Annotated in this window: 9 protein-coding genes and 1 pseudogene; 9 read left to right on the top strand and 1 reads right to left on the bottom strand. The window is 44.9% G+C overall.

The window, feature by feature from the left end:
* Nucleotides 1-8 precede the first annotated feature (8 nt).
* Nucleotides 9-1,331, top strand: a complete 1,323-nt coding sequence (locus VTAP4600_RS07615) for an IS4 family transposase (protein ID WP_012397019.1) — start codon at nt 9-11, stop codon at nt 1,329-1,331.
* 62 nt (nt 1,332-1,393) lie between these two features.
* Here VTAP4600_RS07615 and elyC read toward each other — a convergent pair whose 3' ends face one another.
* Nucleotides 1,394-2,176 (bottom strand): envelope biogenesis factor ElyC, encoded by a 783-nt coding sequence (elyC, locus tag VTAP4600_RS07610; RefSeq protein ID WP_102522246.1) that lies wholly within the window; start codon nt 2,174-2,176, stop codon nt 1,394-1,396.
* A gap of 115 nt (nt 2,177-2,291) precedes the next feature.
* Here elyC and cmoM point away from each other — a divergent pair, with 115 nt between their 5' ends.
* The 8 genes and pseudogenes from cmoM to VTAP4600_RS07570 all read left to right on the top strand — a co-directional run.
* Entirely contained in the window at nt 2,292-3,077 is a 786-nt protein-coding gene (gene cmoM / locus VTAP4600_RS07605) for a tRNA uridine 5-oxyacetic acid(34) methyltransferase CmoM (RefSeq protein WP_102522245.1), read from the top strand.
* An 11-nt stretch (nt 3,078-3,088) separates the two neighbouring features.
* Nucleotides 3,089-4,426 carry a chromosome partition protein MukF gene (gene mukF / locus VTAP4600_RS07600; RefSeq protein WP_102522244.1) on the top strand — a complete coding sequence of 446 codons (1,338 nt, stop codon included), beginning with the start codon at nt 3,089-3,091 and terminating at the stop codon, nt 4,424-4,426.
* Nucleotides 4,407-5,141, top strand: a complete 735-nt coding sequence (gene mukE, locus VTAP4600_RS07595) for a chromosome partition protein MukE (protein ID WP_172443092.1) — start codon at nt 4,407-4,409, stop codon at nt 5,139-5,141. The genes mukF and mukE overlap by 20 nt, the downstream gene beginning before the upstream one ends.
* Complete coding sequence (gene mukB / locus VTAP4600_RS07590; protein WP_102522242.1) at nt 5,138-9,604, top strand: chromosome partition protein MukB; 4,467 nt, start codon at nt 5,138-5,140, stop codon at nt 9,602-9,604. Before mukE ends, mukB begins: the two co-directional genes overlap by 4 nt.
* A gap of 801 nt (nt 9,605-10,405) precedes the next feature.
* Complete coding sequence (gene ltrA, locus VTAP4600_RS07585) at nt 10,406-11,689, top strand: group II intron reverse transcriptase/maturase (RefSeq protein ID WP_102521018.1); 1,284 nt, start codon at nt 10,406-10,408, stop codon at nt 11,687-11,689.
* 168 nt (nt 11,690-11,857) lie between these two features.
* Complete coding sequence (locus VTAP4600_RS07580) at nt 11,858-12,871, top strand: Fe(3+) ABC transporter substrate-binding protein (RefSeq protein ID WP_102522241.1); 1,014 nt, start codon at nt 11,858-11,860, stop codon at nt 12,869-12,871.
* A gap of 86 nt (nt 12,872-12,957) precedes the next feature.
* Entirely contained in the window at nt 12,958-14,583 is a 1,626-nt protein-coding gene (locus tag VTAP4600_RS07575) for an ABC transporter permease (RefSeq protein ID WP_102522240.1), read from the top strand.
* Nucleotides 14,583-15,321 (top strand): annotated as a pseudogene (locus tag VTAP4600_RS07570) (ABC transporter ATP-binding protein); the annotation flags it as partial. The gene VTAP4600_RS07575 and the pseudogene VTAP4600_RS07570, both read left to right, overlap by 1 nt.
* Nucleotides 15,322-15,323 lie beyond the last annotated feature (2 nt).

The raw sequence follows: 15,323 nt of genomic DNA, 5'->3' as shown, positions 1-15,323 counted from the left end.
ACTCGATTATGTCTGAGTTTTCAAAAGAGTTACAGGTTACCGCAGAGTTTTGCCACGAACGTCCAATCGATGTGTTTAATAAACACATTCCTTGGGAATGGGTTGAAGAAGCTGTTCAACAAACTGGACGAGTATCGCTCAGAAAGCGACGCCTCCCCGCAGAGCAAGCTGTTTGGTTAGTATTAGGGATTGGGCTCCAACGTAATCGCTCCATTCAAGATGTCTGCGACAAGTTGGAGTTAGCATTCCCTGATGTAGATGGTGAACTCACACCTATGGCAACAAGCAGTATTATCAAGGGGAAAGAACGCCTCGGCGATAAACCTATGCGTTACTTATTTAAAACTACAGCCCAACAGTGGGAGCAACAATCAGACTTTGACGAAGTTTGTGGCTTAAAGCTTCTTAGTGTCGATGGAACGTATTTCAAAACTCACAATACCGAAGAAAATCAGCATTTTGGGTTTGCTCAAAAAGGTGCATCATTTCCAAGCGTGTTGGCAGTAACATTAATGTCTACACGTAGCCACCTTGTGTCCGATGCTGCTTTTGGACCAGTAACAAACAGTGAAATATCATATGCCCAACAACTTGTGGGGTCAGCACCAGATGACTCATTAACACTTTTTGATAGAGGGTTCACTTCTGCGGAGTTATTTACCAGCTGGCAGGGTGCTAGCAGTAACAGCCACTGGTTAACACCAATCAAAACCAAAATGCGCTATGACATAATCGAGAGTTATACTGATTATGATCATCTCATTGAGATGCCTGTTTCACCACAAGCTCAAAAGCAGACTCCCTATCTTGGCAAGAGATGGCAAGCACGCCTTATTCTAATTCCAACCCCTAAAGGTGAAATCAAAGGCTTCATTACTTCGTGCTTATGCCCTGAGCGCTATCTGTTTGATGACTTAGTTAAAGTGTATTGGGAGCGTTGGGAAATCGAACGCAGTTACGGCGAACTAAAGCAGTATCAGTTACAAAACAAACCAACATTACGAAGTAAGAAAAAAGTCGGGATATATCAGGAGCTATGGGGAATATTAACCAGCTATAACATCGTGAGGCTGGAAATGGCTGAGATGGCTAAACAACATGAAGTTGAGCCTCTACGGATCAGCTTCATTAATGCCTTATTTTTGATTATGGATGAGATGATTTGGGCGAGCGACACTCGAAGTCCAGGAGCGATACCAAAAAACTTAAAAGCTCTCAGGGACAATGGGAAGCGGCTTATTCTCCCCAAGAAACGGAAAAGGAAACCATACCCCAGAGCGGTTTTAAAAAAGCCAGCCCGATACCCCAATAAACATGCCACTCGCTCTTAAGCGAGTGGCATTAAGATGATTATCTCGGTTTTTTATTTATTAACGTAATACCTTTCTAGGCGTTAATTCGCACTTGCATTACTGTCGACTGCGAAGTCGCGTAGAGATTGCCACCAAGTCCCTAACTTTTCATGCCAGTAGGTCTCCGTCCACTCTAAGTATTGGGAGCTAGGGCGATATTGATTCCACGGCTGCATATCCGCGTTGGACGCTAAAAAGTTGGTTGGTGCTGGAAAAGGAGAAATACCCGCATCTTCAAATTCGACTAAAGCTCGGCTCATGTGGCTCGCAGAGGTAACGAGCACGAGATTTTTGTTCGCGACGAAAACGGCCGCTTGTCTTGCTTCTTCCCATGTATCTTTCGCCGATTCAAGCAAAATGATATCGGTTTTCGAAACCCCTAAAGCCAAAGCCACTTTTGCCATCATACGTGCATGGCTTATTTCTGAACCGCCAGCGTATCCCGATAGGATAAGTTTGGCACCAGGGTACATGCGAAGGATGCGCATACCTTCCGTTAACCTCATTAGGGCCGTGCGACTCAACTCTGACGTTGGAGGAATATCGTCGTCAACAATATGGCCATTACCAAGTACCATGACATAATCAATGGGCTCATCAATCGGTAAGAAACCTTTATGTTGGCGCTCCATTGGCATCAGAAGAGATTGCGCGACAGGTTGGAATGATGCCAAGAAAATTCCGGTAAAAGATAAAAATATCAGTAGGCAACCAGTACCTCTGCGCATAGTGAACATGACTAACAAAAGGCCAAATAGACCGATGATCAGAAACGCAGGAAGGGGCATTAACAATGCAGAAAACACTTTTTTCAGCTCAAACATACTTAAATAGTCCGAAAAATCATCACTTGGTTAGGAAAAAGGCGAACAAGTCTTTATTACTTCTTATCCTGTGACAGAATAAGCGGCACGAATACACATCATAACCTAAGCAGCAGTGACTGAAGACCGTAATTTCGACGATATTGCCCACAAATTCGTAAAAAATATTTACGAATCGGGTAAGGGCGATGTCCGTCAAACCATTGTTTGGGAAGATTTAATATTAGCACTTACCAGCCTTAATGATAAAAAACATTGTTTAAATGTACTTGATGCTGGTGGTGGATTGGGGCAAATATCCCAAAAAATTGCACAACGCGGACACCAGATCACATTATGTGACTTATCTTCGGAAATGTTGAAGCTAGCGAAAGCAGATATTGAAAAGAATAAGCTGATTGAGCAGTATCGGCTGGTTCATTCTGCGGTGCAGGATATTGGTGAGCACATAGATGCCCCTGTTGACCTACTGATTTTTCATGCCGTAATGGAGTGGTTAGCTTCCCCAAAAGAGGCGTTAGGAACACTATTGGAGCAAGTTAAACCGGGTGGTGTCGCTTCGGTGATGTTTTATAACCATCATGGGTTAGTGCTCAAAAACGTTATTTGTGGCAACATCCCGCACATATTAGAAGGGATGCCACACCGACGTAGATTCAAGCTTCAGCCTCAAAAAGGCTTAATGCCGGAACAAGTCTATCAATGGATAGAAGAGGCTGGTTTTGAGATCTGCGGGAAATCAGGTATTCGTTCTTTTCATGACTATGTTGGTCAAATGGAATATAAGGGCGATTATCAATACGAAGATATACTGGAGCTTGAGCGTCAACTATGTCGTCAAGAACCCTATCTCTCACTTGGCCGGTACATACACGTGTGGGCGAAGAAGAAAGTTGAATAACAGGATTTACAATGAGTGATACAACTCAAGATGTTGCACAACAACCGCTTGATGAGCTGGTGGGTTGGGTAAAGCAGCACGATTTTTCATTAAACCTTTCAACGGAACGTTTAGCATTCTTGATTGCTTTAGCGGTGCTAAGTAATGAAAGATTTGATGAAGAGTTGGGCGAAGGAGAGTTGCATGATGCATTTGCCATTGTCACTCGATTATTTGAAGAGTCTGGAGATGCCTCGGCATTTCGAGCGAATAACGCCATCAATGAATTGGTAAAACAGCGCTTACTGAGCCGCTTTACCAGTGAGTTGAATGAAGGTGCAAGCATCTATCGCTTGAGCCCATTAGCAATAGGGATCACAGACTACTACGTTCGCCATAGAGAATTCTCTAAGCTGCGTTTGTCGATTCAGCTATCCATGGTGGCGGATGAGATGGAAAAAGCCATTACCGCAGCCAAAGAAGGCGGGACGGCAGGCCATTGGCAGAAGAACGTTTACGGCGTCTTGAAATACTCGGTGGGGGAGATCTTCGACCAGATCGACCTTAACCAACGAGTGATGGACGAACAGCAACAGAATGTAAAAGATCAAATCGCGGCACTGTTGACTCAAGATTGGCGTGAGGCCATTAACAGCTGTGAGGCTTTACTTAATGAAACCTCAGACACGCTAAAAGAGTTGCAAGATACCTTGCAAGCTGCGGGCGATGAAATGCAAAGTCAGTTACTTGATATTCAAGAATTGGTGTATGGCAAAGAAGAGTTAAACTTCATCGAAGAAACCTTATATGGTTTACAGATGAAGTTGGATCGTATCGTGAGTTGGGGACAACAAGCGATAGATTTATGGATTGGCTACGATCGCCATGTTCATAAGTTCATCCGAACCGCCATCGACATGGACAAAAACCGCGCATTTAGCCAAAGGTTACGTCAGTCGGTGAAAGATTACTTCGACGCTCCGTGGTTATTAACCTATGCGGATGCAGAACGCTTGCGCGACTTACGTGATGAAGCACTGATCCTGCGTGACGATGAAGTAACGGGTCACGTTCCACCTGAAGTGGAATATGAAGAATTTGAACAAGTAAATGATGAGTTGTCTGAGCGTATCGCCTTAATGCTACGCCAGCATAAAGATCAAGGAACACCGATTGACCTAGGACGGGTTTTGCGAGATTACCTCTCAACACACCCATACGCTCATCATTTTGATTTAGCGAGAATTGTTGTCGACCAAGCCGTCAGATTAGGGTATTCCGAATCTGATTACCGAGCGATTCAGCCGGATTGGCAAGCGATTAACGAATTTGGCGCAAAGGTACAAGCAAATGTCATTGACAAATACTGATGAATACATGCCAGAGAAACTGGCCAAAGCAATTTCCAACCCGTTGTTTCCTGCACTAGACAGTGCGTTACGTGGCGGACGTCATATCTCTTTTGAAGATCTGGATAACCACGCGTTATTGATGGATTTCGAAACAGAGTTGGCGCTTTTTTACCAACGATATAATGCGGAATTAGTGAAAGCACCGGAAGGTTTCTTTTATCTTCGTCCGCGTTCAACCTCTTTGATTGGCCGAAGCGTTTTGTCAGAGATGGATATGCTGGTGGGTAAAGTACTGTGTTTCTTATACCTCAGCCCTGAAAGATTGGCACATGAAGGTATTTTCTCTAATCACGAACTGTACGAAGAGTTGTTGTCTCTTGCAGACGAGAAAAAACTCATGAAGCTGGTCACTAACCGTGCATCAGGCTCAGATTTAGACAAAGAAAAATTGCTTGAGAAAGTACGCACCTCTTTACGCCGTTTACGACGCATCGGTATGACCATGCCAATTGGTGAAAGTGGTAAATTCCGCATCAGTGAAGCGGTTTTCCGTTTTGGTGCCGATGTGCGCGTTGGGGATGACGTACGCGAAGCTCAATTACGTTTGATCCGTGATGGCGAAGCGGTTGTGCATCAACAAGAACCTGATCAAGCAAGCTTACTGGACGATTCAGAACAAGCACAAGATCAATTACAACATTCAAATGAACAAGAAGTAGAGAGCGAAGCATGATTGAAAGAGGCAAGTATCAATCACTAAGCATGATCAACTGGAACGGTTTCTTTGCTCGTACTTTTGATATCGATGGCTTGGTTACTACGCTTTCCGGTGGTAACGGTGCAGGTAAATCGACCACGATGGCAGCGTTTATTACGGCGCTGATCCCTGATCAGAGCTTACTGCACTTTAGAAATACAACCGAAGCGGGTAGCTCTCAAGCATCCCGTGATAAAGGGCTTTACGGTAAACTGCAACCTGGCGCCTGTTATGCAGCGTTGGATGTCGTTAACTCACGTAACCAACGCCTATTGTTCGGCGTAAAGCTACAGCAGGTAGCGGGTCGTGATAAAAAAGTCGACATTAAGCCGTTTGTTATTCAAGGCTTGCCGAGCGACGTTAAGCCGACGGACATCCTGATAGAAAGTGTGTCAGATAAACATGCGCGTGTTCGTCAGATCAATGAAGTAAAAGAAGCGGTTGCCCAATACGAAGGTGTGTCTTTCAAAGCATTTTCATCAGTGGTTGAATACCATTCTCAAATGTTTGAATTTGGCGTATTACCGAAGAAGCTTCGTAACACCAGTGATCGTTCAAAATTCTATCGTTTGATTGAAGCGTCTTTGTACGGTGGTATCTCTAGTGCAATCACACGCTCACTTCGAGATTACTTATTACCGCAAAATGGTGGTGTGAAAAAAGCGTTCCAAGACATGGAATCGGCTCTGCGTGAAAACCGCATGACCTTGGAAGCAATTAAAACCACTCAATCGGATCGTGATCTCTTTAAGCACTTAATTACCGAGTCTACCAACTATGTAGCCGCGGATTACATGCGTCATGCCAACGAGCGCCGTAATAAGCTTGATCAAACCATGCGTTTTCGTGGTGAACTGTTTGGTTCTCGCGAAAAGCTGCTAGAACAAAATAGCCTACTGAACCGCGTTCAAGAAGAACTTGAAATGCTGGTGGAGCAAGAAACTGGCCTAGAGCAAGATTTCCAAGCAGCATCGGATCATTTGCAACTGGTTCAAAACGCCCTGCGTCAGCAAGAAAAAATCGCCCGTTATAAAGAAGATCTTGAAGAACTCAGCGAGCGTCTTGAAGAACAGATGATGGTGGTTGAAGAAGCGCAAGAACGCGTGATGATGGCGGAAGAGCAAGCACAGATATCGGAAGAAGAAGTAGACAGCCTGAAATCTCAATTGGCTGACTACCAACAAGCTCTGGATGTGCAGCAAACTCGCGCATTGCAATACCAGCAAGCGGTAACGGCACTGGAAAAAGCCAAGACCCTCGCTAAGTTTGACGATTTAACCCCAGACAACGCGAAAGCGCTTCTTGGTGAACTGCAGCAATCCGAAGCAGACAAAACATCTGAACTGTTAGCGGTAAAACACAAGCTTGATATGTCTTCAGCGGCAGTAGAGCAGTTTGAACGCGCTTATACCTTGGTGAAAAGCATTGCCGGTGACGTGGATCGTGCACAAGCTTCTCATCACGCAAAATCAGCAATACGCCAACATCAAAACGCACAGCAATTGTTGCAAAACGAGCAGCAGTGGCAAGCTCAATATCGAGATCTTGAGCGCAGTCTTCATCAGCAACGTCAAGTAGCTCAATCTGTTACCGAGTATCAGAAACAGCATCAAGTACAACTTGAAGACGAACTGGCGTTGGAAGAAGAGCGTGAGCGCCATTCAGCTCGTGTAGAGTCAATGGAGCATGAACAAGAGTCACTTCGAGAGTCGCGCAGTGAATTACGCCGAGCGGAGCAAGACGCCAATGCGGAAATTAATAAGCTAGAAGCCATCGCTCCAGCTTGGATTGCCGCAAATGACGCGCTAGAAAAACTGAAAGAACAGTCAGACGCTGATCTTTACGATAGCCATGCTGTCATGTCGCAAATGCAGCAAGTACTTGAGTCAGAGAAAACACAATCGCTAGCCAAAGACAAATTCGCTGAGCGACGTAACCAACTGGATCAAGACATCGAACGCTTAGCATCACCTGGCGGTTCAAACGATCCTCGTCTTAAAGGCTTGGAAGATACCGTTGGTGGCGTATTACTTTCAGAAATTTATGATGACATCACGATCGAAGATGCGCCGTATTTCAGCGCTATGTATGGGCCCGCTCGTCACGCAATTGTTGTGTCTGATCTTGAAGGTATTAAAGAAAAGCTCATTGAGTTAGATGACTGCCCAGAAGATTTGTACATTATCGAAGGAGACATTGATGCCTTTGACGACAGCTCTTTCAATGCCGACGAACTTAACGGTGCGGTGTGTGTTCAGCTAAACGACCGTCAACTACGTTACTCCCGCTTACCTGAGATCCCACTGTTTGGCCGTGCAGCTCGTGAACAACGCTTAGAGTTGCTACGTGGTGAGCGTGAAGACGTGCAAGAGCAATATGCAAAAGCAGCGTTTGATTCGCAGAAGCTTTCGCGACTGTTCCAAAGCTATAACAACTTTGTCGCTAAACATATCGCGGTGGCGTTTGAAGCAGACCCAGAGCAAGCGTTGGAAACAGCGCGAGATAAACGAACGCAAGTTGCTCGTACTTTGTCGGAACTTACCAATAAAGAACAGACTCAACGTGCTTTATTAACGGCAAGTAAACACGCACTTAAATCACTTGATTCGTTAGCACCACTAATGGGCTTGATGGAAGATCAGACCCTTAGTGATCGCTTTGAAGAAGTAGAAAGTAAACTTGCACAGCTCGGTGAAGCAAAAACATTTGTTTCGTCTCATGGTAAAGCCGTACAGCAGCTAGAGAAAATTGCTAATGCATTGGAAGCGGACCCAGAACAATTTGATGCATTAAAAGCCAGTTACGACATTGCAGACAACGCACTTCAGTCACTTAAAACGACTATATTTGCACTGGCAGATTTGGTCGAACGTCGTCACCATTTTGCGTATTCAGATTCGGTTGACTTGCTTAACAAGAGCAGCGAACTGAGTGATCAACTGAAAGCCAAATTAGTCGAAGCCGAGCGCGCTCGAACACGAGGCCGTGACGGTTACAAGCAAGCTCAATTGCAAATGAACCAATACAACCAAGTGTTGGCATCATTAAAAAGCTCTCATCAAGCAAAAGCGGAAACCATGCAAGAGTTCCGATTGGAACTGCAAGAGTATGGTGTGAATGCCGATGCCGGTTCAGAAGAGCGAGCAGTCGGTCGTCGTAACGAACTGCAAGAACGCTTACACAGTTCCCGCACACGTAAGAGTGAATTTGAACGCACGATTACGTCAACAGAGCTAGAAATGAAAGCGTTGGCGAAACGTTTGAAGAAAGTTCAAAAAGAGTACGTTGAGCTGAGAACTTACGTCGTTGCAGCTAAAGCCGGTTGGTGCTCTGTACTTCGTCTTGCTCGTGAAAATGACGTGGAGCGTCGCTTGCATCGTCGTGAGCTGGCTTATATGTCGGCAGACGACCTTCGTTCAATGTCGGATAAATCGTTAGGTGCGTTGCGTCTTGCCGTGTCAGATAACGAAGACTTACGAGACTCATTAAGAGCATCGGAAGATAACGCTCGCCCTGAACGTAAGGTATTGTTCTACATTGCGGTTTATCAACACCTTCGTGCTCGCATTCGTCAAGACATCATTCACACCGATGATCCTGTGGAAGCAATTGAAGAAATGGAAGTTGAGCTTGCTCGACTAACCGAAGAGTTAACCCAACGTGAAAATCGTTTGGCGATCAGCTCTGAGTCGGCAGCGGCCATCATTAAGAAAACCATTCAACGTGAACAGAACCGCATTCGCATGCTTAACCAAGGCTTGTCGAACATTAACTTTGGTCAGGTGAAGGGCGTTCGCTTAAACGTAAATATCCGTGAAAGCCATGAAGTCTTGTTAAACGGTTTAGCGGGTCAAAAAGAGCAACATCAAGACTTGTTCGAAAACCCGCGCTACACCTTCTCAGAAGCGATGGCCAAGCTGTTCCAACGTGTGAATCCTCATATTGATATGGGTCAGCGTTCACCACAAGTTTTGGGTGAAGAGCTACTGGATTACCGTAATTACCTAGAATTAAGCGTTGAAGTTAATCGTGGAACGGACGGTTGGTTACAAGCAGAGTCTGGTGCCTTATCAACAGGTGAAGCGATTGGTACTGGTCAATCTATTTTGTTGATGGTGATTCAAAGCTGGGAAGAAGAGTCACGACGTTTAAGAAGCAAAGACATCGTACCATGTCGTCTGTTGTTCTTAGATGAAGCCGCTCGTCTGGATACCAAGTCAATCAATACTTTGTTTGAGCTTTGTGATCGTTTGGACATGCAGCTACTTATTGCTGCTCCTGAGAATATTAGCCCAGAGCAAGGTACAACCTATAAACTGGTTCGTAAGATATTCAAGGATCATGAGCACGTTCATGTGGTTGGCTTGCGAGGCTTCGGCAACAAAGCCAAGCCAAAATCAGAAGTGCAACAGCTGATAGAAGAAGCGGATTTAGCGTAATTCGACTAACGTAATATATAACCACTAACCAAAGCGTCTCTATTTTTAGAGGCGCTTTTTTGTTTGCCCAGCGAAGCTGGCAAACCCATTAGGCTGAAAGAAGCCTAAATCACCCTGATTGAGGGGAAGATAATCCGAATCGCAAGGGCGTTGCTGGCCAACGGCAGGGTTTGAAGGAAGCGATAGGAAGTTAACAGTACACAACGAAAGTGAACCTGATTCGGCAATTTAGGTGGGTAAGCGTGCAAAATAGCGTGAAGCCCGATACTCAATCAGACCTAGATTGTGCTTGAGGGTGGCATTGTTAACAGGGAGCCAGTGCAGTAACTGGGGAAGCCTGACACCACATCCGAGCAAACGTCGGAAGCATAAACTCAAGGCGAGAGCCAAGATCTATGTTGGTGCGAGGTGGCAGATGAATCCGTAGTAGTGAGTAAAGCTCGGCCGGTGAAGCCCAGTAATGGTGTGGAGGATAAAACTGAGCTGACCATCAGTAACACGTCTGATGGGACAACATTTTGCCAAAAGCAATCTGGTGTTGCGAAGGGATGAAGTACATTTTAAGTCTGTGATGAGCAGATGTTTTTTTTTTTCAGTGGTATACAAGTTGATTAGCTATCGAGGTATTCCGTCTCGGTCTTTGTGAAAGCAAAGCACTGAAGCGAGAAACCGTACAAGGGAGTAACTCTGACTCACTCTAGTAAATTGCCATTGAGCTAGAAGGCTAGAGAGTGGAGTGAAATACACCAACACTGTGAGAGAGCATTTGTCCCCACACGGCACACAATCTAAAGGAAAAAGTTGAGAGTTTACTACAGTTTATATGGTCACTTGCTCCACAAAGAGCGACTCTATAAAGGATTTAAAAAAGTGTGGAAAGCGAAAGGCGCGGCCGGAATAGATAGGCAGAGCCTAAGCGACTACGCCCAAAATCTGAGTGATAACCTAGATCAACTTCTTCTGGAACTCAAAACCAAGCGATACACCCCTCAACCCGTCAGACGGGTAGAAATACCGAAAGATGATGGTGGGGTGCGATTACTTGGGATCCCAACAGTACGGGATAGAGTTGTCCAACAAGCTCTAAATGATCTATTAACCCCAATCTTCGAAGAGCAGTTTCACCCATCCAGCTTTGGGTATAGACCGAATCGAAGTTGTCACGATGCTATAAACAAAGCGACGATGTTCATCCGTCGATACGGAATGCAACACGTCGTAGATATGGACTTATCGAAGTGCTTCGATAAGCTCGACCACGAGCTTATTCTAAAAAGCATTAAGAAACGAGTCACAGACAGTAGCGTACTGGAGCTCATCAAACAGTTCCTGAAAAGTGGCGTAATGGTTGATGGAGAGTGGCAGCATACCGAGATAGGTAGTCCGCAAGGTGGAGTAATAAGCCCACTGATAGCGAACATCTATCTGGATGCGTTTGATCAAGAGATGCGAAAGCGAGGACATCGAATAGTCCGTTATGCCGACGACATACTGATCTTCTGTCGCAGCCGTAAAGGTGCAGAAAATGCGCAAGTACAGGCAACGAAGGTCCTGGAAAAACAGCTCAAGTTAACGGTGAACGAAACCAAATCACACATAGCGCACAGCGGCGAAGGTGTGAAATTCCTTGGAATAGAAATCGGTAGCCATTATAGCCGTATTCAGCCAAAGAAAATGTCGACGTTCAAAGGAAAGTTGAAGCGAGTGACAAGACGCAATGGCGGTAAGCCATTGTTAGAAGTCATTAAACAACTGAATCCACTTCTGAGAGGGTTCAGCCAGTACTTTCGAATAGCGAATGCCAACAGGGAGTTTAAGAAACTGGCCGCGTGGTTAAGGCGAAGACTTCGCAGCGTCCAATTACGATTATGGAAAAAACCGACCCGACTCCACCGCAGGCTAAGACAGCTAGGTTACGAAGGGTCATTCAGGTATATCTGTATGGATAGTTGGAGAAATGCTGCGAGTCCATTAGCCAGTTACTCGATGCCAAATCAATGGTTTAACGACCTTGGATTAGTGAATCTTGAACACGTTAGGACAGGATATGTGTTCAGCCATTATGCTGAATGGAAATGTGCATGAGCCGTATACGAGGTCCGTACGTACGGTTCTGTGAGAGGGATGAGGCGGAGACGCCTCACCCTACTCGATGTTTTTTGAGTCAATGAATTATTGCATGGTAACTAAAATTCAATATAATTAGGTAAATGATAAGCCTTATCATTACCATTTTTATAAAGGATTGAACTAATGAAAAAAATGCTAACCTTAGCCGCTGTGGCATGTGGTGTTCTTGCTCCTCAAGCTATGGCTGCAGATGAAGTCAATGTTTACTCTTACCGTCAGCCTTTCCTTGTTGAGCCTATGTTCAACGAGTTTACAAAAGAAACTGGCATCAAAGTAAACGTGAAATTCGCGAAAAAAGGTCTGGCAGAGAAGTTAGCTCAAGAAGGGGAGTACAGCCCTGCGGATGTTATCTTAACTGTTGATATCAGCCGTCTTGCAGAACTTTCAAATAAAGACTTAGTTCAACCTGTAAACAGCAAAATCATCGAAGCGAACATTCCTGCTCAGTACCAAGACGTAGACAATCAGTGGTTTGGTATTACGACTCGTGCTCGTGCCGTTTACTCATCACGTGATCGTGTTGGTAAGTTGGGCGACGATTTCACTTACGCTGATCTAGCAACTCCTGAGTTCAAAGGTAAAATCTGTACTCGTAGTGGTAAGCACCCATACAACGTATCTCTAGTTTCTGCGATGATCGCTCATAAAGGTGAAGCGGAAACAAAAGCATGGCTAGAAGGCGTTAAAGCTAACCTAGCACGTAAGCCTCAAGGTAACGACCGTGGCCAAGTTAAGGCTATCAAAGAAGGTCTATGTGATGTTTCTTTAGGTAACAGCTACTACCTTGGTAAAATGGTTAACGATAAAGAGCAAAAAGCTTGGGCTGATGCGGTATACATTAACTTCCCGAACCAAAATGCGGAAGGTACTCATGTAAACATCAGCGGCATGGCAATGGCTAAGTACTCGCCAAACAAAGACAACGCTCAGAAACTAATGGAGTTCCTAACTGAGTCAACAGCACAAAGCATGTACGCTGAAGTGAACTTCGAAAGCCCAGTTAAAGCGGGCGTAGCACCATCTAAGCTTGTTGCTTCATGGGGTGAGTTCCGTGCCGATGATTTATCACTAGATAAAATCGCCGAGTATCACAGTGCTGCAATTAAACTTCTTGATGAAGTGAAATTTGACCTTTAATGAACCATTAAGGGATATACTCTTTATATCCCTTAGTTTTCTAAGAACATGGACATTAAGTTCATGTTCTTTGTAGTTTGTAGGCAATGAAAGAAAAACATAATCTTTGGAAAGCCAGCAGTGGGAGCTTTGCTTTACTGCTGGTTTTGCCGATCTTAGCGATCTTCTATACATCGATGGGGGACGCAGATGATCTGTTCCACCATTTACTCAATACGGTCATGCCAACCTATGCCTACAACACGGTAGTGTTAGTTGTGGGTGTCATGCTGCTCTCATTGTTAATGGGTGTACCCAGTGCATGGCTTATGGCTATGTGTAAATTGCCGAGTGAAAAAATACTGCAATGGGCTTTGGTTTTACCATTGGCGATGCCTGGCTATATTGTGGGGTATATTTTTACCGACTGGTTTGACTTTGCAGGCCCTGTTCAGGTTCTGCTTCGAGACTTTACCGGCTGGGGGCCTGGCGAATACTGGTTTCCAGATTTAAGAACCCTTCCTGGCGCTATTTTTGTTCTGTCTCTTGTACTTTACCCTTACGTTTATCTGTTAGCTCGAGCGGCGTTTATGGAACAAAATGTTTCTTTGCTGCAATCTTCTCGCCTATTGAAGTGCTCTCCTTGGGAGACGTTTAAACGCATATCTTTACCGTTAGCTAGGCCATCAATCGCAGTCGGCTTGTCTCTCGTTGCAATGGAAACGATTGGTGACTTTGGTACGGTAAGCTATTTCGCTGTGAATACACTAACGACTGCGGTTTATGATACTTGGCTCGGTTATTCGAACCTAACCGCCGCAGCTAAGATATCGGCATTGATGTTGATCGTCGTGATTGTTTTCCTTTCAAGCGAAAGATACAGCCGAAGAAAGCAGAAGCTGTTTCAGAGTCAATACAGTAGTCATGAAGACATCCGGACCACGTTAAAGGGTACTAAAAAATGGCTCGCATTACTGTGGTGTTGGGGGCTTGTTTCCGTGGCCTTTATTTTCCCGTTAATGCAGCTGTGCATTTATGCCTTTAAGTATTTTGACCAAAGTTGGACCGCTGAGTTTCGTCAATACGCACTCAATAGTTTATATGTGTCGATCACGGCAGCCGTGATCGCCGTGACGATTGCACTTGTGGTGAACTTCAATCAGCGTTTAAATCAATCTAGAGGCAGCGTGATGGCTATGCGTTTGTCTTCAATGGGTTATGCTGTACCGGGTACGGTGTTAGCCATTGGCGTAATGGCGCCTGTTATCTCAATGGATCATATGGTTAACGATATCGCTAAGTATATGGAGTGGGGCAGGCCAGGGCTGATATTCTCAGGCTCTATGTTCGCACTTATCTTTGCTATGGTTGTTCGTTTCTCAGCCGTGGCGATTGGCAGTATTGAAAGTAACCTAAATAAAATATCACCGTCTTTGGATATGGCGACACGCACGATGGGTTGCAGCGCCAATCAAATGTTAAAGCGTGTCCATTTGCCACTTGTTAGGCGAGGTGCCTTAATCGCCGGGCTGTTGGTATTTATTGAAGCAATGAAAGAGCTTAATGCCGCGTTACTGCTTCGACCGTTTAATTTTGAAACCCTTGCTACCTATGTATTCAATTTTGCTTCCGATGAGCATCTCGAATTAGCTGCGCTTCCTGCTGTTTTATTGGTACTAGTGGGGCTTGTTCCGCTTATTGTTGTAAACCGTTCTTTAGAGAGAGACCACTAATGAGTACTGCTTTGGCTGTTCAAAACCTTACCTGCCAGTATCAAGAATTAACAGTGCTTGAATCCTTGTCTTTGAAGGTTGAGCAAGGTGAGATCGTCTGCTTATTAGGGGCTAGTGGTTGTGGTAAAACCACGCTATTGAAAGCCATTGCCGGTTTGCTTCCTTTAAGTTCAGGAAAATTGACCTTGGGTGGTCTAACTCTCGATGATGGAATGCGTTGGCTTGCGCCGGAAAAGCGCAATATCGGGATGATTTTTCAAGATTATGCGCTATTTCCTCATTTAACGGTCGCGGATAATGTTGGATTTGGCTTGCGCCAACTTGCCAATACTGAGCGCAATCAGAAAGTAAATGAAATGCTAGACTTGGTTAAGCTTACAGGACTTGGTGAGCGGTACCCTCATCAACTTTCTGGCGGGCAGCAACAACGTGTCGCTATCGCACGTTCACTTGCGTATAAACCAGATTTACTCTTGCTCGATGAACCATTTTCGAACATCGATACCCAAGTGCGTCATACTTTGATTGGCGAGATCCGTAAGATCTTTAAACAACAAGGTGTAACCGCCATATTTGTTACTCATAGCCGAGAAGAAGCTTTTGCATTTTCAGATAAAATGGCGGTAATGAACAACGGTGTCATTGAACAATTTGGTACTGCTGCTGAACTGTACTTTCAGCCATCAAGCAAGTTTGTGGCAGACTTCTTAGGTGGAGGTAGCTACTTGCCTGCGAAAGCA

Origin of the sequence: Vibrio tapetis subsp. tapetis (assembly GCF_900233005.1) — a bacterium.
Classification (GTDB): domain Bacteria; phylum Pseudomonadota; class Gammaproteobacteria; order Enterobacterales; family Vibrionaceae; genus Vibrio; species Vibrio tapetis.
Note: the sequence above shows the minus strand (reverse complement) of the source record. Positions and strands in the feature narration are given on the sequence as shown.

Bases quoted from the DNA above. Each gene is read 5' to 3' on its own strand.
- VTAP4600_RS07615 (WP_012397019.1), top strand. From the start codon at position 9: ATGTCTGAGTTTTCAAAAGAGTTACAGGTTACCGCAGAGTTTTGCCAC.
- elyC (WP_102522246.1), bottom strand. From the start codon at position 2,176: ATGTTTGAGCTGAAAAAAGTGTTTTCTGCATTGTTAATGCCCCTTCCT.
- mukF (WP_102522244.1), top strand. From the start codon at position 3,089: ATGAGTGATACAACTCAAGATGTTGCACAACAACCGCTTGATGAGCTG.
- mukE (WP_172443092.1), top strand. From the start codon at position 4,407: ATGTCATTGACAAATACTGATGAATACATGCCAGAGAAACTGGCCAAA.
- mukB (WP_102522242.1), top strand. From the start codon at position 5,138: ATGATTGAAAGAGGCAAGTATCAATCACTAAGCATGATCAACTGGAAC.
- VTAP4600_RS07580 (WP_102522241.1), top strand. From the start codon at position 11,858: ATGAAAAAAATGCTAACCTTAGCCGCTGTGGCATGTGGTGTTCTTGCT.
- VTAP4600_RS07575 (WP_102522240.1), top strand. From the start codon at position 12,958: ATGAAAGAAAAACATAATCTTTGGAAAGCCAGCAGTGGGAGCTTTGCT.